General features: G+C 37.9%; 19 protein-coding genes and 1 tRNA gene. 10 read left to right on the top strand and 10 right to left on the bottom strand.

Going from position 1 to position 24251, the window contains the following annotated elements:
• Positions 1-9: 9 nt before the first annotated feature.
• Positions 10-870, bottom strand: a complete 861-nt coding sequence (locus JCM14932_RS03195; RefSeq protein ID WP_025023595.1) for a LysR family transcriptional regulator — start codon at positions 868-870, stop codon at positions 10-12.
• Between the two features lie 103 nt (positions 871-973).
• Between JCM14932_RS03195 and JCM14932_RS03190 the strand changes: the two genes are divergently transcribed.
• Positions 974-1462 (top strand): GNAT family N-acetyltransferase, encoded by a 489-nt coding sequence (locus tag JCM14932_RS03190; RefSeq protein WP_025023594.1) that lies wholly within the window; start codon positions 974-976, stop codon positions 1460-1462.
• Positions 1463-1465: 3 nt separating this feature from the next.
• On the opposite strand, the gene rlmH is transcribed toward JCM14932_RS03190, so the two are convergent.
• The 7 genes from rlmH to yycF all read right to left on the bottom strand — a co-directional run bounded on the left by rlmH (position 1466) and on the right by yycF (position 9468).
• Positions 1466-1945, bottom strand: coding sequence for a 23S rRNA (pseudouridine(1915)-N(3))-methyltransferase RlmH (gene rlmH, locus JCM14932_RS03185; RefSeq protein WP_025023593.1), 480 nt, complete (start codon positions 1943-1945; stop codon positions 1466-1468).
• Between the two features lie 380 nt (positions 1946-2325).
• Positions 2326-3711, bottom strand: coding sequence for a S1C family serine protease (locus JCM14932_RS03180; RefSeq protein WP_025023592.1), 1386 nt, complete (start codon positions 3709-3711; stop codon positions 2326-2328).
• 134 nt (positions 3712-3845) lie between these two features.
• On the bottom strand, positions 3846-4709 hold the full coding sequence (locus JCM14932_RS03175) for an MBL fold metallo-hydrolase (protein WP_081776091.1): 864 nt from the start codon (positions 4707-4709) through the stop codon (positions 3846-3848).
• On the bottom strand, positions 4639-5460 hold the full coding sequence (locus tag JCM14932_RS03170; RefSeq protein ID WP_025023590.1) for a two-component system regulatory protein YycI: 822 nt from the start codon (positions 5458-5460) through the stop codon (positions 4639-4641). The genes JCM14932_RS03175 and JCM14932_RS03170 overlap by 71 nt, the downstream gene beginning before the upstream one ends.
• Positions 5461-5463: 3 nt before the next feature.
• Entirely contained in the window at positions 5464-6777 is a 1314-nt protein-coding gene (locus JCM14932_RS03165; protein WP_025023589.1) for a YycH family regulatory protein, read from the bottom strand.
• Positions 6767-8665, bottom strand: coding sequence for a cell wall metabolism sensor histidine kinase WalK (gene walK / locus JCM14932_RS03160; protein ID WP_025023588.1), 1899 nt, complete (start codon positions 8663-8665; stop codon positions 6767-6769). The genes JCM14932_RS03165 and walK overlap by 11 nt, the downstream gene beginning before the upstream one ends.
• Before the next feature lie 98 nt (positions 8666-8763).
• Positions 8764-9468: a response regulator YycF gene (gene yycF, locus JCM14932_RS03155; protein WP_025023587.1), complete on the bottom strand. Its 705-nt coding sequence runs from the start codon at positions 9466-9468 to the stop codon at positions 8764-8766.
• A 166-nt stretch (positions 9469-9634) separates the two neighbouring features.
• Between yycF and JCM14932_RS03150 the strand changes: the two genes are divergently transcribed.
• Positions 9635-9707: transfer RNA gene (locus tag JCM14932_RS03150), tRNA-Lys, on the top strand.
• Positions 9708-10466: 759 nt separating this feature from the next.
• On the opposite strand, the gene JCM14932_RS17595 is transcribed toward JCM14932_RS03150, so the two are convergent.
• Complete coding sequence (locus JCM14932_RS17595; protein WP_369342631.1) at positions 10467-10622, bottom strand: hypothetical protein; 156 nt, start codon at positions 10620-10622, stop codon at positions 10467-10469.
• 237 nt (positions 10623-10859) lie between these two features.
• A complete protein-coding gene (locus JCM14932_RS03145) occupies positions 10860-11288 on the bottom strand; it encodes a hypothetical protein (RefSeq protein ID WP_025023586.1) in 429 nt (142 codons plus the stop codon).
• Between the two features lie 218 nt (positions 11289-11506).
• Here JCM14932_RS03145 and JCM14932_RS03140 point away from each other — a divergent pair, with 218 nt between their 5' ends.
• The 8 genes from JCM14932_RS03140 (at position 11507) to JCM14932_RS03105 (ending at position 24180) form a co-directional block, all read left to right on the top strand.
• Complete coding sequence (locus JCM14932_RS03140; RefSeq protein ID WP_025023585.1) at positions 11507-12433, top strand: hypothetical protein; 927 nt, start codon at positions 11507-11509, stop codon at positions 12431-12433.
• Positions 12434-12501: 68 nt separating this feature from the next.
• Positions 12502-13413 (top strand): hypothetical protein, encoded by a 912-nt coding sequence (locus JCM14932_RS03135; RefSeq protein ID WP_025023584.1) that lies wholly within the window; start codon positions 12502-12504, stop codon positions 13411-13413.
• Between the two features lie 42 nt (positions 13414-13455).
• Positions 13456-14577 (top strand): exonuclease SbcCD subunit D, encoded by a 1122-nt coding sequence (locus JCM14932_RS03130; protein ID WP_025023583.1) that lies wholly within the window; start codon positions 13456-13458, stop codon positions 14575-14577.
• A gap of 2 nt (positions 14578-14579) precedes the next feature.
• On the top strand, positions 14580-17717 hold the full coding sequence (locus tag JCM14932_RS03125) for an AAA family ATPase (protein ID WP_025023582.1): 3138 nt from the start codon (positions 14580-14582) through the stop codon (positions 17715-17717).
• A gap of 101 nt (positions 17718-17818) precedes the next feature.
• The gene (locus JCM14932_RS03120; protein ID WP_025023581.1) at positions 17819-19612 is read left to right on the top strand and encodes a glycerophosphoryl diester phosphodiesterase membrane domain-containing protein; all 1794 of its coding nucleotides are present in this window, start codon (positions 17819-17821) and stop codon (positions 19610-19612) included.
• A 147-nt stretch (positions 19613-19759) separates the two neighbouring features.
• The gene (locus tag JCM14932_RS15850) at positions 19760-20425 is read left to right on the top strand and encodes a helix-turn-helix transcriptional regulator (RefSeq protein WP_025023580.1); all 666 of its coding nucleotides are present in this window, start codon (positions 19760-19762) and stop codon (positions 20423-20425) included.
• 67 nt (positions 20426-20492) lie between these two features.
• Positions 20493-21413: an aldo/keto reductase gene (locus JCM14932_RS03110; protein ID WP_025023579.1), complete on the top strand. Its 921-nt coding sequence runs from the start codon at positions 20493-20495 to the stop codon at positions 21411-21413.
• A gap of 193 nt (positions 21414-21606) precedes the next feature.
• Positions 21607-24180 (top strand): SpaA isopeptide-forming pilin-related protein, encoded by a 2574-nt coding sequence (locus JCM14932_RS03105; protein ID WP_025023578.1) that lies wholly within the window; start codon positions 21607-21609, stop codon positions 24178-24180.
• The last annotated feature ends 71 nt before the right edge of the window (positions 24181-24251 follow it).

The raw sequence follows: 24251 nt of genomic DNA, 5'->3' as shown, positions 1-24251 counted from the left end.
CTTAAATAATTATTTCAGAACTTCCTCAACAAATGATTCCACTAATCGTTGTTTTCGTGAATTCTTTCGAATCAACATATGCGCATGAATCTCATTTTCGATGGGAACCTCAATTGCACGCAACTTACCATCAGACAGTTCTTTTTCCACAACGACTTTTGGCAAATACGAGTAACCTATACCACTCGCAACAACGTTCTTGATAGCTTCGACACTCCAGAGTTCCATAATATCTGGACGCAAATGAAACTTACTCCACAAAGTTCGTTCAAACTGATTACGATAACTGCAATCAGGCTCGTTAATAACAAATGGCAATTCATTCACAAAACCAATATCGTTATAATCAGTTTTGTCATTTCCACTAACGACACAAACCATATCCTGTATGCCTAAATCATAGTCGATCAGTGACGTCGAATTTATTTTTGGCCACATCATAAAGGCAATATCCGCTTCACCATCAATTAATTTTTTCTGATTAAATTTACAACTAGCATTAGTGATCTGCAGTTGAACATCCGAATAGGATTTTTTAAACTCACTAATAATTTGGGGTAACTTGAATATCGTCAATGATTCGGGTGCTGCAATATTCAAGGTTCCTGATAAAGTATCTGTCTGTGAAATTTTTTGAATGGCCTGGTAATCATCCAACAGTTGCTCTGTCAACGGTAGTAATCGCTTGGCCGCATCCAACAAAATCAATTTTCTATGACTGTAATCGAATAATTTGGCTGAGAGTTCCGTCTCCAATTCTTTGACCTGCGCTGAAACAGCGGATTGCGTATAACCTAGCAATTCCGCTGTTTTTGTATAACTTCCTGTATCAACGATCGTTCTAAAGGTAACCAGTTGTCTTATTTCCATTAATATCTCCATCAAAAATATTGATTGATATAATCAAAAACATCAATTTAACTTATGTATATCCATTTGCTAAGCTTATATTATTCACTGAGGAGATGTAAACATGCAAATCGAAACTTACAAAAATAATCCACTGACCCTAGCTGGATTAGTGGACTTAATTGAATTCTGTCAAAATGATGAAGCACATCTAGGTATTAAAATGATCGAACAAGCGGATATCTTTGAGATACCTGAACACTACCAAGCAAATGGTGGAAATTTCTGGATCGCCAAAGATAATGATTTGACCGTTGGTTCCATTGGCCTGCTAAAACTTGATAATAAAAATGGCGTATTAAAAAAATTCTTTACTTACCCCAAATACCGCGGTGATCCCGTACGATTAGGTCAAAAATTATACGAGCAATTTATTGATTACGTAAAAAACAAAACTGAATTAGAAACAATTTTCTTGGATACTCCTGAAGGTGAAAAAAGATCTCACTACTTCTACGAAAAACAAGGATTTCAATTAATCAATCGTGATGAATTGACTGTTGATTATGAGTTTCCCGACCGTAATTCACGTATTTACAAACTCGATTTATAAACCCTACTTATGATAAGTACGATGATTAATGATCATAAACGAACGATAAATCTGTTCAGTCATGACCAGTCGCATCAATTGATGTGGCAAAGTAAACTTGCCAAAGCAAATACTGTAATCGGCACGCTTAGTGACTGCTGGACTAACACCAAGTGAACCACCGATAACAAATGTAATATCACTCGTACCATATGTGGATAAATCATCAACTTTCTTAGCCAGCTCTTCTGAAGTCAATTCTTTTCCACGCAAATCTAGTAAAATAACATATTCCTTATCTTTGATCTTAGATAAGATCCTTTCTCCCTCGACTTCTTTGACGTGTGCATCTTCTGCCTCGCTCAAGTTCTCGGGGGCTTTTTCATCCGGACATTCAATTATTTCAAACTTGCAAAAGGCACTCAAACGCTTGGCATATTCAGCAATGCCAGCCTTTAGATACTTTTCCTTTAATTTACCAACTGTAACTAATTTTATATTCATAGTTTTCTCCTCATATCTATCATATATAATTATTAACAAAATGAACAATGACAAAAAACGAATTTTATTTATAAACCACTTATGCACATCAATAAAAAAGTTTGTATACTTGTGTGGAACATAACAGATACCTATTATACCAGTCATTAGAGCACACCTCTATATAATACATCCGAGGTTATCAACAGGATAAAATTCGATTGTGGATAACTTTTCGACAGTGTTTTTACTAAAGTTTATCCACTTATACACAAGTTATCCACATCTGTGGAAAAGTGTATTTTATTCACGCGATAAAAACACGAAGTATATATACAGTTTGACCATATATTGTTCAAAAAAAAATGTGGAACTAGTATTAACTAGTTCCACAAGTCATTTTATTCAGAAGTTTTTTTAGTTAAATGAACCTTAGATGTTTGTAACTTACCGTTACGGTAATATTGAACGCTAACGGTGTCACCAACTGAATGCGAATACAAAGCACTATGTAAGTCAGCAACCGAACTTACTGTTTTGTTTCCCAATTTAACAATAACGTCATTCTTCTTCAAGCCAGCACTCTTGGCAACAGAACCTTCAGTCGTACTGTAGATCACGACACCCTTGGTAATGTTACTTGGAAGTTTCAAACTTGATTGGGAATCATCGGTTATTTGATCCAAGTCGATAACCTTGATACCTAATGATGGACGCTCGACTTTACCATTTTGAACTAATTGATTGATGATCTTCACGACTTCATTACTTGGAATAGCGAATCCCATCCCTTCAACAGAAGTACCATCAGTATTTGATGCCAGCTTCATTGAATTGATACCAACGATTTGACCAGCTTCGTTAACTAGTGGACCACCAGAGTTACCAGGGTTGATAGCTGCATCAGTCTGAATAACTGTTGCTTCACCAGTAACTTGTCCGGTGTTCTGATCCTGAGTCTGCACAGTTCTATTCGTAGCTGAAATAATACCTTGGGTAACTGTTGTCGCATATTGGCTGCCAAGTGGTGAACCAATAGCAATCACAGGGTCACCAGGTGATACATTGTCTGAGTTACCGAATGAGGCAGTTGCAGGTACTTTGTTACCAGCAATCTCAAGTACTGCCAAATCAGTTGTGGAATCACTACCAACTAACTTAGCTGACATCTTCGTGCCATCTTCAAGGATGACCTCAAGTGAATCTGAGCCTTCAACCACGTGGTTGTTAGTTACGATATAACCTTTGCCATTTTGCTTAGCATAGATCACGCCTGAACCTTCACTATACTCCTGCAGGTCGGCAGAATTTGATGATGACGATGAAGAATTATCATTCGAATTATTGTCTGATGAATTACCATCACCATTTTGCGAACCATCTGAATTATTATCAGATGACTTATTGCCGCTATCACTATCTCCGAACAGATCACCGAAGATAGAATTCAAATTGCCATCACCTGACGACTGTTCCTTTTGCTTCTGCAGGTTGATAACTGAAACAACCGCTCCGTTGACCTTCTTGTAAGCACCTGACATAGTACTAGCAGTATTAGCCTTAGTGTTACTTACTTGTGTGGTACCAGATGTACCGGTTGACGACGTATCAGCAACACCATTATCATTTCCAAAATAATTAAATCCGGCAAAAGCAATCCCAACACCAAGCATCGCCGAAATAAAAGCAACAATACTGATTTTAACTAAAAAATTTCCTGATTTCACCTTAGAATCTCGCTTCTTTCCATTATTCATTCTAGAATCATTTTGATTATTATTATCCATTACGTAATCACTTCCCCATTCATCACTATACTTAATATAACCTTAAATTTTGAAAAAATTATGAAGAATTATTGTAAAAACAGGTAAAAAAATAAAGGCTATCACAGCCTCTATTATAATAATCTCAGTTAAATTTATAAAGTTATCAGCGGATCCGCAACTTTGGGGTCAGTATCCATGATTTGGAAATCATGCCCAACGCCAAAATCATGTTGTTCCAGAATTTCAGTTACGGAGTCACGAGCTAGTTTCTTCGTATTATTCTCAGGACTCAAGTGTCCCAAGTAGATCTCCTTAGTCTTATTGCCAATGACATCCATGATAGTTCTAGCACCATCATCATTAGACAAGTGACCTTTCTCACTGAGGATACGTTGCTTCAATGGCCATGGGTACATTCCATCACGCAACATCTCAATATCATGGTTGCACTCCATCAAGTAACCATCAGCGTTTTCGATTGTCTTAGCGACCTTTTCTGAAACATAACCAGTGTCAGTCAAGATTACGAATTCCTTACCATTATGGTAGAACTTGTAAAATTGTGGATCGGCAGCGTCGTGAGATACAGCGAAACTTTGAATATCGAGATCATCCAAGGTCAAAACCTTGTTGTGTTCAAAAATATTCTTCTTCTCTTCAGGTACTTTGCCGATTTTTGATGCCATTGCTGCCCAAGTTTTCTTGTTAGCATAAACATTCAGATTGTATCGACGTGCTAGGACACCAACACCCTTCACGTGATCAGAATGTTCGTGCGTTACAAAGAGGGAATCAATATCATTGATATCTTTGCCAATACTGTCCAATGATTCCTTGATCTTCTTACCTGACATCCCTGCATCAACTAACACATGATGCTTAGGCGTCTCAATATAAGTCGCGTTCCCGGAACTGCTGCTGACTAATACACTTACCTTTAAATCATCACTCACTATCTTCGTCTCCTGTTGTTGCTGCCGTTGTTGAATTCTTAATAATGTTACCAGTGAAGGCATTGACCTTCTTCAGAGAATTGACCTTACTATCCTTATTCTGAATCGTTACGAACCAAACTGGTATATAGATCGTACTCCCCTTAGCTTCAGTGAGCTTTGCGTACGCCAAATTGGCATATGTGATCTTGGAATTATTTGGTATCTCCGAATTAGTATACAAGTTCGAGATAACATCTTTCTCGCTCTTAGTAGCTTCTTTTTCATGCAAAATCATCAAATCATCTACGTAAGTTTGGGTATAACCGACAACCTTTTTATTTTCAACGTCAAATGTAACACGGCCTGACTTGTCATACAACTCTCCGACTTGGTCAGTCTGTGCATAAACTATCTGTGAAGAAGTCGATAACTGTGGTGCATATTTGTACTTAGTACCAAAAGCTACGTTTGTTTCCTTCTTCAAAAAACTATTTAACTTCGTTGTTTGATTAGCCTTAGTAACTGAAATAGGATCATTCAATGAACTGTCGATCTTGTGATCAGTTGAATCATATTGAACTTCTTGATCTCGTAAATGACCGATGTTATTAGCCAAAGTACTATTTGGACGAGAACCCAGATAATAGGCCGTACCTGCTTTGGAATCAAGCTTCCCAAAACTAATATCACGTTTACGCATATCAGCTACAGTTGACGTCGTCGTATTACTGCTGGATACGATCTGTTGTCCATTGCGGAATGAAAACAGCAACCAGATATCCAGTGAACAGAAGACGATCAAAAAGATGATTTCAATTCTTCTAAAATCCATTTGCTATTCCTCCTCTGCAGACTCGTTGGACCAATCACTATAGGTCTTCCAGTGACCGTCGATCTTAATATAATAAGTAGGTGTTAAGTCGATAACATCTTCATTATCAGCTTCACTTTCCCATTGATATCCAATTTGAATATCCTGAATATCATTAGGTGAATACCCAGCCTTCTCAATCCCTTTGAGGATACTTGTCGTCGACTGCAAAGTCGTCGCAGATTGATCAGATGGAACAGGGACCTCAAGAACCTTATTCAAGAAGTACTCAGTCGTTCCATTGCGGCTGAACTTGATCCTGATCGAACCAAATTGACTCTTCTTAAAGATTGGGAAACCTTCGACATATTCACGATAAGTCAATTCTTTTTCGCCCCAATCAGCATTGTACAATCTCAAGTTAGAGACTGAATTCTGTAGATTGACAGCCTTATTGTAACCACGCTGGAAGAAGGACAATCTGTCCTTCGGCACTGATGTGTCAGTATAATCATAGAACGTCAACTCGCCCTTGTTATGATCAGAGATAAGTCGCTTCGTTTCACCATAATTATAGGTATAAATATTTTCGTTTTGTGACGTAACCAGATCATCACTATTCGAATCAAATAACGCAGTTGTGTATTCAGAATCCTTCTTACCACTCATAACATACGAGTAAGTCTTCATCTTGATTGGTTCAGTATAGAAGGTAAATACGCCGTGCTTCAAAAGATTCAAACGAACCTTCAAATCAACGTTAGTCTTTCGAGCTAATTTTAAAATTGGTTCTGAAACTGCATCTTTAACTTTGGCACGATATACTGCGTAATTACTATCATTTGCCAAATAAATATAATTATCTTTTTTATTCTTCAAAGTAAAGATTATTCGATCAAACGAGTAATCTTTGGCACGTCTCAAATCTGTGCTATCTAATAAGTAACCGAGAGTTTTCACTGAAATAGCAGTGGGATAAACCAATTGGATCGCATTGTCTTGTTGGATTATTCTTTGGTAGCGGGCACCGTCCTTTTTGAAGACTTCCTTAGGCTCGCTGATATTCCAGTCTTTCATAACCTTTTGGATACTCATCGAAATATTTTCTTCATTGTTATAGATCAAACGTTGATCAGTTCCATCTTGCCAAATAACTTGGGTCGGACTGATAACTTGATCGATAGGAATCTTATTCTTATCAGTATCTGTTGTCGTAACATCGATATTTCTGCCAGCTTGGTAGCGGGCCGTATTGGTCCAAATATAGAAGGACAGGACAATACTTGTGATGACTGCTATCACTAGCAATATCTGTACGATCAATCGACTAAATTTCATCCCATTCTCCTCCAGTCTCATTAGGGTCAAATGGCAAGGAGATATAGAACGTTGATCCCTTACCTTCAGCACTATTTACCCAAATTCTACCTTTGTGTTGTTCCACGATTTCTTTGGAGATAGATAATCCTAAACCAGTACCACCTTGCTTACGTGATCTAGCTTTATCAACTCGATAGAATCGTTCGAAGACTTTTTTGATATCCTTTCTTGGAATACCAAGACCTTCATCAGAAATACTAATAATAATATGCTTATTTGTTTCCAATAGACGACACGTTATAACGCCACCGTCGGGCGAATACTTGATGGCGTTATTCATAATGTTATCAAGAACTTGTGTCATCTTATCAGTATCCAGCTCGACCCAAAGATCCTTATTTGTGAAAATACGTTTGATACGGTAGTTCTTGACCACTTTCGTATCGTCTTCTTTGGCATCGGCCTTTTCTTTTTTCAACATCATATCAAATCTGTCCAGGATATAGGAGAAGAATTCATTGAAGTTGACCAATTCCTTATCCAGTTTCGAACGACCTTGATCCATTCGTGACAAACTCAATAGATCCTTGATCATACGGATCATTCGGTCGGTTTCCTCAGCTGTAACATTCAAAAATTGTGGAGCTAGCTTTTGATCTTTCCAAGCACCGTTATTCAACGCATCAATGTAACTACTGATACTTGTCAATGGTGTACGTAACTCATGTGAAACGTTCGAAACGAATTGACGACGTTCACTATCGATCTTTTGTTGTTCAGTGACATCATGTAGAACACAAACCATACCACTGATGAAGCCACTGTTTCTTTGGATCAGCGAGAAGTCGGCGTTTAAGATCAATGAGTTATCATCATTCTCATCGTAATCTTCATCCGGACCATCACTAGTTTCAATAACCATTGGATCAGGATTCTCTAACAATTCGTCAAAGGTTATCTTATCGTCGATACCGAGAACTTCGACCAATGACTTACCATCAGCTTCTTCCTCGTCCTTATTCAAGAATTCCTGTGCCATTTCGTTGATTACGGTAATATTACCTAATCTATTTGTAGCGATAACACCATCAGACATTTGTGTTAGCACGCTGTCCAACCTTCGCCGCTCTGATTCTGAGTTCTCAGTTGCTTCTTCAACTTTGACAGACAGGTCATTGACGGCCATCGCCAATTGGCCCAATTCGTCGGGTGAGTAGACACGAACTTGACCTGAATAATCTCCTTCAGCCATTCGAACCGCCTGCTGCTTCATTTCGTCGATAGGTCGAGTAATTGCACGAGAAATGAAAATAGCAATAACAGCACCTAATAATCCGGCGACTAGAGAAGCTGTAAGGAAAATAACAATAATATTATTTATGCCAGTGTATACAGACTCCATGCTAGCGCGAACGTAGACCGCCCCGACGATGGAACTATTATCTGGTGATGAGACTGGCGAAACGGACTCGTACGAGCTACCAGTACCCTTATCGTAGTATATCTGTGTGATCTTCTTACCATTACTGATACTCTGCTTGATTTGGTTCTTCATCGTCTTAGTACCAATCAGTGACGACTTATCGACATCCTTGGTTCCAACGATAATACCGTTACGATCGACGATTTGAATATCGGTGATATCAGAGTTATTACGAGCATAATCTTGAATCACATTGCTGATATTCTCACGTGTAGCACTGTCGTTATCATTCAAGTTATCAGAGATTTGGTTCAACGTATATGCGGGAACTACGATTGAATTCTCGAAGTCAGAGACATTTTGTTCCTCAAGTCTCTGCACGAAATAAGCCCCAATTATTTCGATTGTGACGATCAAAATTAAAATAAAAGATAATCCGATTTTGAAGTTAATCGAATGTAAAAACACGAATCTATTTTTCAAAATATTTCCACCTATAAAATGTAATCAATTACTTTTCATTATACAGCTTTCAAGATAACAAAAAAACTGACTCGTATTATGAGTCAGTTCAAATATGGCTAAGCCTCTGCCTCAGGATCTCTAAGGTAGTAACCCACGCCACGTCTAGTCATTAGCCATTCTGGCTGACTAGGATTATTTTCAATTTTTTCACGAAGACGACGGACCGTAACGTCCACAGTTCTAACATCTCCGAAGTAGTCATAACCCCAAACTGTTTGAAGTAAATGTTCACGTTTCATTACTTGACCAATGTGCTGAGCTAAATAATACAATAATTCAAACTCACGATGAGTCAATTCAATTTCTTTACCATTTTTTGTTACCGTATAGGCATCAGGAAGAATAGTTAAATCACCAATCTTGATTTCGCTATTTTTACTTTCGTCATTTTGAACGTTTCTTTGTGTTCTTAAACGAGCCTTAACACGAGCAACTAACTCACGGTTAGAAAATGGTTTGGTTACATAGTCATCAGCACCAAGCTCCAAACCAATAACTTTATCAATCTCAGTATCTTTAGCGGTCAACATAATAATCGGTGTATCTTTAGTCTTTCTTACAGTTCTAGCCACTTCCAACCCATCAATTACTGGAAGCATCAAATCGAGTAGGATCAGATCAGGATCATCTTCCTCTACCTTATCGAGTGCTTCTTGACCGTCAAAAGCTGTTATGACCTCGTAGCCTTCATTTTCCAAATTGTATTTAACAATATCAGAAATAGGCTTTTCATCATCTACTACTAGAATTTTTTTTGCCATATTATCTCTCCTTGACGTGATTATTATACTAGTTATATGTTATTAAAACAAAATCAACATAACCGCAACTTAAAAAAATTAAAATTTTATTGAAAAAGTACTTGCTTCCAATTTTGTTCGTATGGTATTATATATCTCGTTGATTGATACAACACATCTAACACATGGGTGGCTAGCTCAGCTGGCAGAGCAACGGACTCTTAATCCGTGGGTCCAGGGTTCGATCCCCTGGCCACCCATAATATCACATTTAACCAGTTATATTAAGTGCTTAAAGCACTGGTATGACTGGTTTTTTATTTTCTATGATACTTTTAAGAATCAGCTTATTGCATCTTTATGGTAGTCAAATGGTAGTCAGTTACAACAAAAATAAAATTACTGGACGGGCGTTAGTCATCACATTCAATGTGGTGGCTTTTTATTTATATCAAATTATAAAATAGTAAGTACACGTAAATCCTAGCATTTAAATTTTGGTATCTCAATATTTATACGTTTCATAGGTGTATTCCCTGCATCAGTTCAACCATTGAATGCATCACTCTTTATATGTATTCATCAGTAGGGATGTCATACATAACATTCTGATCGGCCTAAATTCCGGCTGATTAAGCCATACCTCTATGCTTTACAACAATTCGTATTTAAATTATTTCTTCATTAGTAACTAGGTGGGTAGGTTTAACCTAGGCACCTAAATACAAAAACAATATGGTTTTGCTAAAGCTTAAAAAACAATGCAGCTTAATATTACTTAACGTTTAATATCATGCTTTGACGGGGCGGCGTTTCACCACGTCAAGTATAAAAGGGGGCAAATCAGTTACCCATTTATGGTGTCAGAATATATAATTTTAGGATGATAATTTGTAATTACCTTAAGAATTACCTATATGGCTATTAAATTATCATTACTTAATAGATAATCATTATTGGTAGCAAGTTAAGGCGGTGGCTATTTCTGAAAGGCTGGTGGTGCTTATGGTGTAATTTACCTAAGCTCGTATCACATCAAAATGAAAGGGATAACCTACTACGGGTCTAGATGTCGTTACGTCTTTGATCGTAAAATTTATAGGTATCATCTTGGCAAGTTCTATTTTGCTGGGATCTATGATTTTATTAGTAAAAGCGTGGCGTGTACTTATCAAGACACTAAAAAAGTAGACCGCTGATAACTTTGGCTAGTTTATCGGTCTACTGATTTAAATTTATTAAAGCCACCGTCTTAAACGGGCTATCTATCTAATGGGGGATGTTCCAGCATCCCTCTTTTTTAATGCTTTAAGCTATAGCTCAATTCTAGCAACAGCTTATATAACTGTCAACACATTAAGATATTACTATTACTCTAAACATGCATTACATCAGCAACTACACTTCAATATTTAAATTTTACCTTTATAGAATTTAGAAAACTTATACAACGAATCAAACAACATATCGAAAAACTGATCTCCTGACATCCCTGTAAGGCTACATATTTCATCAGTTTGGTATACTTTTTTACTACGATACAGCAGATCGAATAATTGTCTGTAAGGCCTACTAAGATGGTTAATAGCTCCATCAATCTGAAACAACTTTTCTTTATCCTGTATACACTTGGCCATACGCTTATCGGTAGTATTCTTATTGTTACCTGATACCATCACATTGCCGAACAATAGGCCTTTAATGCCTTCATATCGATCTATACGCTCTGATATTTTCCGATAATCTAACAACATCGCATGGCATCTATTTATTACATCTCTATACTCATACAATTCCTTTGCCGTTTTATACATGGCTGCACCTCTGTTCTTTTCGCCCAATCTGGCGTAAAGCTCCTAAAATATTATTGTTGAGCTACCAACCAGTAGTTGAATTTACCCAATTATTAGTTGATTTAAGATTATTCCATAACTAATCTAATTAAATTCATCAAAAATACTATTCCAACGTTTTCATCAGAAATCTAAGGGTTCTTATTAGACTAGTCTCAACTTCGTTATATAGAATATATATAGCTTAAATGAGGAGGACTACCGCAATGGAACAACCTTCAACTTCAGAATCAGAGATTATCGAGATACTCAATCGCCACAATATTTTTTTCGAACGAGAAAAAGTTTTTCATGAATTAAAAAGTGTTAACGACGAAACACTGCTTCCTGTCGACTTTGCTTTGAACATCAATGGATTCTTAGCCATCATTGAATATAACGGTGCTCAACACTATCGGCCAATCAATAATACGCCGAGCTCAATTGCTGCCTGGCGTCGTTTGACCAAAAACGGCTCAGCTAGGATCAAGTTCGCCGAAAAAAATAATATTCCTTTGTTGGTAATCCACTATAAAGACCGCAAAGCCATGAAGCACTTGATTCCTAAGTTTATTGAAGATGTAAAATTCAATATCCATGATACTAAGCCTCGCTACACCAAAAATACTAAGGCCTATTTCTCAGCCTTCCCATATTATAATTTCGACAAAACAGCCGACACTCCAGATGCTCCAGTTAATCCACTAAAACTAGAAAAAATCGAAGAGCTCGGCTGTTTTAATATCGACCATGCGATTCTCTGGACTAAGGAAGGACTGGAAACCATGGTTGCCCGTGAAGAGAATTATAAATCAGAAATCGAGCAATATAAAAACGTTACATCTGAACTGGTTCTGCATATCCATGAATTAGAGGAACAAGTCGATCAGCAATCAGACCTGATTCAATCACTGACTGAACCAGACACTGATTCGTTACCGAGAGCCGAATCTAACAAGGTGAATCTACCTGACTTCATCGGCAGATTTCGTTTGAATGATTCTCCTCGAAGCCGCCTGACCGACGATGCCAAAACCTTTATTAAGCTATTATCCAATCGTTATAGTACTGACTTATTTGAAATCCATCGCTTCCTGAAAATAAATTATGATGAAAATATTTCTGTTCCAACTATAAAAAAATGTGTAAGTTGAAGTTCTTCTTGTATATACGAACATATGTTCGTATAATGAAGACAACAACATTTTAAGTGGGGTAAATCATGGATCAACCTTCTGAGCCTGAATCACAAATAATCGGAGTTCTAAATAACTTACAAGTCTTATTTGATCGTGAACGAAAATTCGATGACTTGAGGAGTAAAAGTGATTATTCAATGCTTCCGGTTGATTTTGCACTCGATGTCAATGGGTTCTTAGCAATCATTGAATACAACGGCGCTCAACACTATTCACCGAGAAATAATTCGGATAGCGCCAAAGCTGCATTCAAGCGTTTATCTACTAACGGGACTTCTAGACTGAATTTTTGTGAGAAAAACAATATTCCTTTATTGATAATTCACTACAAAGATAAGAATAGTCTAAAAGTTATTATTGAATCCTTCGTCGAAGATGTGAAAAATGATGTTCATAGCAAAACCAAAAAATATACCGCACACACCAAAGGATTTTTTCACGAATTACCATACTGTGCTTTTCGTTCAACTCCTGATGGACCCATCAGTCCCCTACAATTCAAGGAAGATTCTAATTTAGGATATTTGAGCCTCAGCAACGACGCTATTGTTTGGACCAAGACTGAGCTTAATACCTTGTTAAGTAGAATTGCGGAATACGAGTCTAAGATTCAAAGATACCAGGCTATAACGGCCAATTTAGTACTGAATATCGATTCCCTACGTGAAGAAATTACACAAAAAGATCTGTTACTCAAAAATGTTTCACAAGAAACAATCTCTGAGCAATCAAATTCTGATATTACTGATGTTGCTGAATTCGACGGTAAATTTAGAATGACAAATTCTCCGCGCAGTCGTTTAACGCCGGAAGCTAAATCATTCATCAAGTCATTATCGGTGCAGTATGACGAAGCTTCCCAGATCCAAGATTATCTGGTTGCCACATACAACGAAAGTATCTCGATTCCGACCCTCAAAAAATGTTTGGAATAAGGATTATAATAATATTAATTACTATCTGGGGAGGATATACAGATGCGCTTTTTACATACGGCCGATTGGCATATTGGTAAAAAATTACATGGTTTCGGCCTTAACAAGGAACAAGATGACGCCTACAAACAGATTTTAAATATCGCGGAGACAGAAAAAGTTGATGCAATTATAATAGCGGGTGATCTATATGACCGCGCTGTTCCCGGCGAAGATTCCGTTAAACAATTGAACAGTATGTTGATCGATATGAATTTGAAACATAAGTTTCCAATACTAGCAATCAGTGGAAACCACGACAGCGCCACTCGCCTACACACAGGAAGCGAGTGGTTTAGTGCGACTAATTTCTTCTTAAATACAAAAGTCAGTCAATCTACCACTCCAATCGAAATTGCCGATACACAATTCTTCTTGCTACCCTACTTTGAACCATTCGAAGCTAAGCAATATCTTCAAGACGACAAATTAAAAAACGTAACTGAAGCTATGGTCAAACTGGTTGAAAAAATGCAGGCTAACTTTGATCCCAACAAGAAGCACGTCTTAATCGCCCACTTTTTCGCTGCCGGAAGCGAACACGTCGATTCCGAGACCCAAGTATCCGTTGGTGGTCTAAACGCTATCCCCGTTGATATTCTGTCACCTTTCGACTACGTTGCTCTCGGACATTTGCACGGCAAAGACGCATTACATGCTGAAAAAGTAAAATACAGTGGCTCACCCGTGAAGTTCTCAATCTCTGAAGCAAACCAAACCAAGGGCGTTTGGATCGTTGATACTGATCCCTTCAAGGTCGAATTTAAACCTCTGACACCAACCAAGGATATTCGAATCCTGACTGAAAGCTATGAAACACTAACTTCACCTGATTTTTATAATCAACAAAACTGCAATGACTTTTTATCGATCCAACTAACTGATAGCAAAATCATCCCGAATGTAATGCAGAGTCTGCGAGAAATATATCCATATATCATCAATCTCGAACGTGCTAATGGTCCCGTATTAACAGATAACAAAGTCGCAGATATTGATCCAAATCTTGATCCAATGACTCTCCTAAAGAAGTTTTTCAAAGAATCAACTGAAGAAGACATGTCAGAAACTCAAGAAAAATGGGCTGCGGACACTTTGAAAACTGCTAACAAGGAGGTCAACTAATTATGAAACCATTGCAACTAGAATTAAATTATTTTGGACCATACAAAGATCAAAAAATCGATTTTACTAAGTTCAACGACTTTCCTGTTTTTTTGATCAGTGGAAAAACTGGTGCCGGAAAGACTACTATTTTTGATGCAATGTGCTTTGCCCTCTTCGGTGGGACTTCTGGCAATGACCGCCAGGCCAAACAAATGCGCTCTGATTTTGCCAAAGTGGACAACGAAACCAGCGTAAAGTTCAGATTCGAACACCAAGGTAAAACTTATCAAATCGTTCGCAGTCCTGAACAAGAGGTCCTCAAAAAACGTGGTGAGGGTACACGAACTCAACCCGCAGACGTCACTCTAACGATTTTTGATGAGAGCGGAAAGGCCATCGACGAATACAAAAAGGTGAATGCCGTCACGACCTACATTCATAATTTGCTTCAATTAACTAGGGAACAATTCTCAGAAATAGTGCTTTTACCACAAGGGCAATTTAGAAAGTTCTTGATGGCAAACAGTGATGATAAGGAAAAGGTGCTGCGTGATATTTTTGGAACAAGTCTATACAGCAACTGGGCCTCTGAACTAAAAAACAAATTAAAGAAACAGCAACAACAAAACTCAGATGCATCTAAAAAGCTGAATACCTATCAGCAACAATTGACTTGGGATGGTTTATCTGAAGATGAAATCACCAGTTTGAATCCTCAAATGGCAGTTGATAAACAAGCTGAACAGGAAAAAGTTCAGCTCAGACAAAAAACTGAACTCAAGAATCAATTTGATACGGCTAAAAGTAACTTAACAGCCGCGCAAACAGCCGAGAATAACGGAAAAACACTCGACAAAAACTATGCAGACCTAGAAATCCTAAACAAAAAACTTACAAATTTAGAAGCAGAATCTGAAACAATTGATAATAAGCGAGAACTAGTTAAAACTCTTGATTGGATACAAACACTGGAATCAGATGCCAGACAATTAAAATCTGCTCAGGAACAAGTTAAAACTGGTACTGATACGGTCAATAAATTAACTACTGAAAAACAGCTCCTTGATCAAAAATTAAAACAGGTGGAAGAAACTGTTAAATCTCTGGGCGATCAAAAAAACGTCGCCGAACAGCGCAAAAATGAGATCATCACTTTAACTGATAAAAAGACAGTTTACGAACAAGTTGCAGAAACTGAAAGTAAATTAACCAAAGTTCAAAATAAACTAGCAGATGCAAAAAGCGCTGATGAACAGTTCACAAAGCAAATCTCGGCGTTATCTGATCAACAAGACCAATTAAGTAACAGTGGTGAAAGATTGCCTGAATTGTTATCACTCGGTGCAAAACTTTCTGATCAACAACGTGATCTAAATGAGATATTGAAACAAGCTAAATCCGTTTCAGAACAGCATCATAAAGTCGAAACTCAAACTGAAACGATAGCAACTAAACAAAAAGAGCTGGACGATCAAGTTGTTGACTATGAATCATTGCACAATAATTATTTAAAACTAGATAGCGACTGGGCCAGTGAGCAGATTGCTCTGTTAAGTAAAAAATTAATTGCGGGAACACCCTGCCCTGTATGTGGCTCAACAGAACATCCCGCACCAGCTCCAGTCAATACGATCACAGTTACTGAAGAACAAGTAAAGAAAGCCAAACAAGCCAGTGACGATGCCAACACTAAATTAGCAACTGTCAAAACACAACTAGATAGCTTACAAGAACAATTGGTCGACTCACAAACTGAACTTAAGAATGATAGTGAAGCTTTGAAACAAAGCCTTCACGAAAAACTTGCTATAACTTATACTGACCAGTCAGATTTACAGACTCAACTACAAGACTACCAAGCCAAATTGGATAATCAGCAAAAAGAAAATGACGCTCAAAAATCAAAAGTTCAACATGATAAATCCCTTCTGGAAGATGTCAAAAAAGATTTGGGAACAGCTACAGCTGACCAAAAAGAACAGAACCAAGAAACTTCAAAAATTGAACATCAAGTATTACAACTCCAGACACAGCTCAAAGACCAAAAGAACCAATTGGCCGATAACTTCGATAATTTGGATGAATTAGAAAACTATCTGAATAAAATAATCCAAAAACAAGCAGAATATGAAAAAAATAATGAATCTGCCAACAAATTACTTGTTGAAACTAATAACAAAATTTCTGCAAGCAATTCCAGTCTCAATTCTGAACAAAGATACGTTGCTGATGCTCAAGCTAAGGTCGCACAATATCATGAATCTCTAACTTCTGAGATGACCCAAAAATGGAATAAGCCTGATTTTGAACAATTAAATAATTTATTATCTGAACTAAGTAAATTATCATCGCTCAGAACTGACATCAATAACTTTGAACAACAAAAATCAGAATTATCTGGACAAATAACTACAACTAAGAAGAATATTGCTGACAAACCACGTCCAGATCTATCTGTGCTTTCTGAAGCAACTACGGCAGCACAAGCAAAGGTCAATGAATTAGAAACTAAATACTATGATCTTGATAGTTTGATCAAAGATAATAACAAGCTCGTCAAACAGATGACAGAACTCTTAGCGCAAGTTAAAGAACAACAGACTGCCCTAGCTGAATTACAACAGTTATCATCGGTCACAAATGGTAACGGTGCTCAAAAGCTGAGTCTGGAAAGATTCGTCTTGCAGACATATTTGCAAAAAGTTCTAGTGCTTGGTAATAGTCGACTTCAACAACTAACTAACGGTCGCTATCAATTCCAACTAGACGAATCAGTCGGTACTCATCGCAATGGAACTGGACTAGAAATCAACGTCTACGATGACAATGCTGGTAAGATTCGAAGTGTCCACACCTTATCTGGTGGGGAAAGCTTCATCGCCGCATTATCATTAGCTCTAGCCTTGGCCGAAGTGATCCAGAATCAATCTGGCGGAATCAAAATTGATGCCCTCTTCATTGATGAAGGCTTCGGTTCACTAGATGAGGATGCTCTCTCAATGGCCATGGAAGCTCTCCAAACCGTCGAAGGTCAATCACGTATGATTGGTATTATCAGTCACGTACGTGAGTTAGAGGATCAATTACCAGCTCAATTACAAGTCACACCTAATGGAGATGGCACAAGTAAGATTGGATACCAGCTTGAACTAAAATAATTTCACTCAGACTTCCTTAATGGAAGTCTTTTTTAGATAATATATTACTTCCGTACTATTTGTATTATTATTAATAACAATGGGATTATCGGGGGTAAATCATGGGGAGTATCAGGCTTTTCAAAGAACAGAACCGCAATTTCTGGCGCTATTTTTGGAAATACAGCCAGGTTATTATTTTGGTCGAACTACTAATTACATTCATCATCGTTCCACTTCTAAATGTGCTGGTTAACGGAGTGCTTTATTTAGGTGGGATCAAATATGTTTCTTACACCAATATGCTAAGTATTATTGCCAAAAGGCCACTAGTGTTCATTGGACTAATACTGATATTGCTGCTGATACTACTACTGGTATTGCTGCTGATACTACTACTGGTATTCAGTCAATTTGCCTTAGTCTTACTAAGTTTTCAAGCGATTAAGTCGCGAGCAAATTTACACTGGCGAGATTACTTAAAAACAATTTTTAGGGAAATAGCCAGTCTGCCATTCAAGGCATTTGGTTTCTTCCTATTATATTTTTTGATTATCACACCTTTTGCTAGTGTCGGATTTTCATCCAATCTTTTAAGCAAAGTAAAAGTACCAGAATTCCTACTTGACTGGTTGTTTCAAGAACATCTAGTTTGGGGAATGACCTTAATGATCTTGTATGTAATCATTTTTTATATTGGTATTCGCTGGCTATTTGTTTTGCCACTAATGATTTTCGATAACCGTACCGTCAAAAATGCTATCAAACAAAGTTGGCGTATGACTAGGAACAAAACCTTATATTATCTGATTGCATTCTTGTGTGTTTTCGCAGCTATAACGATAACAATGTATTTTTTGTTTGGAGTGATTTTGGCTGGTCAATGGAGTTTTGATCATATAACCAAAATCAGTTTTCCTATCGCAATCATTAACTTAACCTTGGTTCAATTAATCAATATTCTAACTAGTATTTACGGGACTTCCCTATCAACACTTATCATTCTCAACCAAACCAAAACGCAATATATCCAAAATAAACGCAAGATTCATTCTCACAGATGGTTCTGGCTTGGATTAGCTGTCGTAACAATCATCAGTTTTATGTCATATGACACAATGTACTTCAAAGGCTGGCTGATGGAACGACCCGCTACCATCTCACACCGTGGCGTTGATAACGGCAATGGCGTTCAAAATTCTATTTCAGCATTAAAAGCGACATCGAAGGAAAAACCTACCTATATCGAAATGGATGTTCAAGAAACCAAGGATCATCAATACGTGGTCTATCACGACAATACCTTGAAAGGCTTAGCTGGAATCAAAAAACGTCCTAGCCAAATGACATTATCACAACTTCAAAACGTTGAAATCCATGAAAATGGTAGAACAGCACACATCGCCAGTTTCGATGATTACTTACAGACAGCTACTAAACTCCATCAAAAATTACTGGTCGAATTCAAATCGGTTAGCGGTAATAGCGATGACTTCGTCAAGAATTTCGCCCAAAAATACGGCAAACAATTAGACCATAACGGCGATATGGTGCACTCACTAAAGTACAGCTATATTGAACAAAGCAAACGTTATATGCCAAGAGTAGCCGCAGATTACATTCTTTCATTCAATTTAACTGGTGTTCCGATCAGTGACGCTGACGGGTTCACTATGGAATATACGACCCTTAATTCTAACTTCGTTGACAACGCCCATGCCATCAACAAAAAAGTCTACGCTTGGACTGTCAACGATACTTCGGCAATGAGTCAGATGATGTTCTTAGATGTTGACGGAATTATCACCGACAACTTATCTGATCTCAAAACAGAAATACGTTCCAACTTTGATCAAGCTGCTATGCCAAACGAATTTGGAACTTTATTTTACAAATGCAGAGTCCGTTTTAATTAATTGATACATACCAAAAATAATTGTCCAGTTACATTGGACAATTATTTTTTTATATCTCATGAATGTAAACAAATCTTTACACAATGCCCGTCTAATTAGCTATGATTCATCCCTATTCCCTGCGATAATATTGCCAGAGGTGATGAAATGGAACTAGGAAATGTAATCAAGGATAAGCGCAACGAACTTCAACTTACACAAGAACAATTAGCCACCAAGCTCCATGTCAGTCGACAAACTATTTCCAAATGGGAAAACAACGAGACTTATCCTAACTTGGACATTCTAATATCCATCAGTGAAATTCTGAATCTTTCAACTGATGAATTACTCAAAGGAGAGAACAACAACGTGGTCGAAAAAATCAGTTTGGATGTTAAAGGTAAGAAAAAGTATAAAAAAATGGTGACACTATTCTATACAGCCATCGCTATAACGATGATATTCCTAGGTATATTTAGCATAGGCCATCATTATCAAGTTGAAAAAATCGATTACTTCAATCCATTTTTAAAAACTCAAACTAGTTATGCTATCTTGCCAGTGACTAATAAACCATTACCTAAAAAGGATATCTATATTCAAACTGACGCGTACGGAAATGGATTTTGGCAATATGTTCAAGCAGGAATTATTGATAAAGATGAACATTGGGCAATGGTTCAACACAAAGGTTCCTATGTTTATAGCCTAAAACTTATTGAGAAAAAATATTGGGGCTATCCGCGCGGCAAATATGAAACTCTAGATTACTTACCCTACGATAAAAAAGGTCCAGAACCTCGCACCAGTTCTTGGAACCCTTTCCACTAATTGTTTGACTCACTCATAAGTAACTACGATAATTAAGCTGTTACTACTTATGGAGGAGGAAAAATACATGAAACAACGTTACATTGGCGAAACAAGTTGGGAAGCTTCAGCAGTCGCACTAGGAATTATGCGCATGAACGCTTTGACATCTGATCAAGCCGCTAAGTCGATCGATACAGCATTTGATAATGGTATCAACTTCATTGATGCCGCAGATATATACGGTGATGGTGATTCAGAAAAAACCTTCGGTGAAGCTATGAAGAAAACTAGTGTCAACCGTGGTGATCTCTACATTCAATCAAAGGGCGGCATCGTCCCTGGTGTTCGTTATGACTTTTCTAAACAACACTTACTCGATGCTGTTGACGGAAGTCTTGAACGTTTGGGAGTTGATTACCTCGACTCATTCTTACTTCACAGACCTGACCCATTGATGGAACCTGAAGAAATCGCTGAAGCATTCGATGAACTTCAAAAATCAGGAAAGGTTCGTCACTTCGGTGTTTCAAACTTTAATCCTCAACAATACTTGATGGTTCAAGAAGCTGTCGATCAAAGACTTATTATTAATCAATTACAATTCAGCATCATGCACTCTGGTATGGTCGACTTCGGAATGCACACTAACATGGCTGACACACGTTCGATCAACCATGACGGTGATATCCTTGAGTTCTCAAGACGTATGGGTGTGACGATTCAAGCTTGGTCACCATTCCAATATGGTATGTTCCAAGGTGTCTTCATTGATAACGACAAGTTCCCTGAATTGAACAAGAAATTAGAAGAACTAGCTGGCAAATACGGCGTATCTAAGAACGGTATCGCCACAGCTTGGATTCTAAGACATCCTGCCAATATGCAAGTTGTCATTGGTACAATGAATCCTGAACACATTGCTGACAGTGCCAAAGGTGCTGACATCGACCTTACTAAACAAGAATGGTACGACATTTACTTTGCTGCTGGAAACGATCTTCCTTAAAATATTTTAACAGTTGGACTGAGAATATATTCTCAGTCTATTTTTATAAAAAATAATTGGTATACAATACAATTACTTATATAACAACGATAAATATATAATTGGGCTAAATATAATACATTGAAGCTAGATGGAACTATAATTCGGTTTGAATCAAATAAAGAGCATCAAATTGCTAAGGGAGATGTATATCATGAGTATCAAGAGAACGTCCTTTTTGATCAGCATGGTTGCAATTCTACTGGCTCTTCTAGCATGGATAGTTCCGACCTCTGAAACCGCCCGTGCAGCAACTGCCATAGATCCTCAACCGAGAAGTATTGAAGTAAACGGCTTAGGACCTAATGATGCGATCATCAAAGATCCAGACGGTAATTCGGTTCCATCAAACGATCCGTATTACTACTGGAGCCATTACAATGCAACATACAACTGGTCCATTCCTGATGGTGTTCCTATTCAAGCCGGTGACACGGCTGAATTCGAACTCCCCAGCAATGTAAGACTAACTGCCAATTTAACAAACATTCCTTTACTTAATTCGAGTGGCGTGCAAATTGGTACATACTCAATAAAAGCTGGTGAAAGCACTGGTACCATTACTTTCAATGATGTTTTATCTTCAACATCTGTTGACAGAAAAGGTACCATCAACTTCCACGTCAGAGGTACTAATGAGAGTACCGAAAATCCTGGCCAACTAGATTGGACTATCAATAAAGGTGGCTGGCTTTACGATTATGATGAAAATGGACTTCCAAAATACGTTGTTTGGAACATTGCCTTTAATCCTAGAGGTGAAAATTTAACAAACGTTGTTGTAACCGACACACTTAGTGAAGGCCAAACATACGTTGATGGAAGTGTCTATGCACCAACTGGATCATACAATAGTCAAAACGCCTTCGTATCCGATGGCGGTGCATTATATCCAAAAGTAACTGTCAATGGTAATCAAATCCAATTTCACTTTGGAGATGTCTCAACCGCTGTCGATATGACCTTTAGAGTATTGATCAAAGTTGATCCTTCTAAAGATAATATTTATAACGACAACGCAACATTGACTTCTGATCAAGTGACAGGTGACGTTGGTGCCAGTGTTCACTATGGCGGCTCTGGATCTGGTAACGGATCTAACGCCTTGGGGAATGCCGTACTTACAAAGACTGATGAATCTGGTAGACCATTAACTGGCGCTGTTTATGAATTAAAGGACAGCACTGGCAAAGTCTTAATGAGTGACGTCAAAGTTGATGAAAATGGTCAATTAATGATCCATGACTTACCTGCTGGAACTTATACTTTGACCGAAATCAAAGCCCCAGATGGATACGAGTTGAATACAGCTCCTATCGAATTTACAATTCCGGGGACTTTCAGAGGTCAAACTATTAACTTAGATCAAGTAGATTACCCAGAAAAAGAACCTGAACCAGAAACTGGTAATGTTGTCTTAACAAAGACCGCAGCCGTCGGTTCAAATTTGCTTCCTGGTGCGGAATACGATTTATTAGACAGTGAAGGAAATGTCCTTCAAAGCGGATTAGTCACAAACTCTGAAGGTAAAATCGAACTCACTGGTCTAAAAGTTGGTAATTATGCTTTCAAAGAAACAAACGCTCCAAATGGATATGAAATTTCCAGTGAATTAATTCCATTCACAATTACCAAGGATCAAACCACTGAACTAGACGCCAAAGATGATACAAATGGATCTGACGAATCATTCGGCGGTGCTGTTCTTATCAAAACTGATGCTGCTGGTAATTTATTAGCCGATGCTGTTTATGAATTGAAGGACAGCGACGGTAACGTGATCACTAGTGATGTGACAACCGATAAAAATGGTGAAATAATCTTCGATAGTTTGAAAGACGGCAAATATACTTTGACCGAAATCAAAGCTCCCGAAGGTTATGATGTCGATAAGACCCCTATTGAATTCACAATTGAAAAGGGTCAAATCGTTAAATTAAATGCTATCGATCAAAAGACACCTGACACCGAGGTTCCACCTGATAATGAACTCGGCGAAGTTATTTTAACTAAGACCGACGAACATGGTAAACCTTTAGCTGGCGCTGTTTATGAGTTAAAGAACAGCAAAGGCAACGTTATCGGCAACAAATATACTACCGATAAAGATGGTAAGCTCAATGTCTTTGGCCTTGCTGATGGCAAGTATACTTTGACTGAAATCAAAGCTCCTGAAGGATATGAGGTCAACAAGACTCCTATCGAATTCACAATTGCTGACGGTAAGATTGCTGAAGTAAGTGCTAAGGATAAGCTAGTTCCAACCGAACCTGAAAAACCTGTTGTACCTGGACCTAGTGAGCCTGGTGAACCTTCTGAACCTGAGAAGCCTACTGTTCCTGGACCTAGCGAACCTTCTGAACCATCAGAACCAAATGAACCTGAAGAACCTGAGAAACCTACTGTTCCTGGACCTAGCGAACCTTCTGAACCCGAGAATCCTGTGCTACCTGGTGAACCTGAGTATCCAAACGAAGATGATGAAGGTTCTGGTACTGCAACAAGCCCAGAATTCCCATCAACATCAACACCTGGATTGCCAGGAAGTCCTTCAACAACTTATCCCGGTGGCATGACACCTGGACAAGTCGGCAATCCTGGATCTTCTGGAACAGGATTTGCTAAATTCCCTCAAACCGGTGATAAGACAAGTATTTTGGCAACCTTAGCTGGTTTCATTATCTTGATTGGATTTGCTGGATTTGAAGTAAACCACAAGCATATCTAGATAAAAAAAACAGGGTCTGCTTTCAAAAAAGCAGGCCCTATTTTTATGTGTTATTTCTTTCCTCATATATA

Origin of the sequence: Companilactobacillus nodensis DSM 19682 = JCM 14932 = NBRC 107160, from assembly GCF_000615905.1 — a bacterium.
Classification (GTDB): Bacteria; Bacillota; Bacilli; order Lactobacillales; family Lactobacillaceae; genus Companilactobacillus; species Companilactobacillus nodensis.
This window is presented reverse-complemented; position numbering and strand designations above follow the sequence as displayed.

Coding starts and splice junctions, on each gene's coding strand:
- JCM14932_RS03125 (WP_025023582.1), top strand. CDS start 14,580: ATGAAACCATTGCAACTAGAATTAAATTATTTTGGACCATACAAAGAT.
- JCM14932_RS15850 (WP_025023580.1), top strand. CDS start 19,760: ATGGAACTAGGAAATGTAATCAAGGATAAGCGCAACGAACTTCAACTT.
- JCM14932_RS03135 (WP_025023584.1), top strand. CDS start 12,502: ATGGATCAACCTTCTGAGCCTGAATCACAAATAATCGGAGTTCTAAAT.
- yycF (WP_025023587.1), bottom strand. CDS start 9,468: ATGGCAAAAAAAATTCTAGTAGTAGATGATGAAAAGCCTATTTCTGAT.
- JCM14932_RS03130 (WP_025023583.1), top strand. CDS start 13,456: ATGCGCTTTTTACATACGGCCGATTGGCATATTGGTAAAAAATTACAT.
- JCM14932_RS03190 (WP_025023594.1), top strand. CDS start 974: ATGCAAATCGAAACTTACAAAAATAATCCACTGACCCTAGCTGGATTA.
- JCM14932_RS03175 (WP_081776091.1), bottom strand. CDS start 4,709: ATGCCTTCACTGGTAACATTATTAAGAATTCAACAACGGCAGCAACAA.
- JCM14932_RS03180 (WP_025023592.1), bottom strand. CDS start 3,711: ATGGATAATAATAATCAAAATGATTCTAGAATGAATAATGGAAAGAAG.
- JCM14932_RS03165 (WP_025023589.1), bottom strand. CDS start 6,777: ATGAAATTTAGTCGATTGATCGTACAGATATTGCTAGTGATAGCAGTC.
- JCM14932_RS03105 (WP_025023578.1), top strand. CDS start 21,607: ATGAGTATCAAGAGAACGTCCTTTTTGATCAGCATGGTTGCAATTCTA.
- JCM14932_RS03120 (WP_025023581.1), top strand. CDS start 17,819: ATGGGGAGTATCAGGCTTTTCAAAGAACAGAACCGCAATTTCTGGCGC.
- JCM14932_RS03195 (WP_025023595.1), bottom strand. CDS start 870: ATGGAAATAAGACAACTGGTTACCTTTAGAACGATCGTTGATACAGGA.
- JCM14932_RS03170 (WP_025023590.1), bottom strand. CDS start 5,460: ATGGATTTTAGAAGAATTGAAATCATCTTTTTGATCGTCTTCTGTTCA.
- rlmH (WP_025023593.1), bottom strand. CDS start 1,945: ATGAATATAAAATTAGTTACAGTTGGTAAATTAAAGGAAAAGTATCTA.
- JCM14932_RS03110 (WP_025023579.1), top strand. CDS start 20,493: ATGAAACAACGTTACATTGGCGAAACAAGTTGGGAAGCTTCAGCAGTC.
- JCM14932_RS03140 (WP_025023585.1), top strand. CDS start 11,507: ATGGAACAACCTTCAACTTCAGAATCAGAGATTATCGAGATACTCAAT.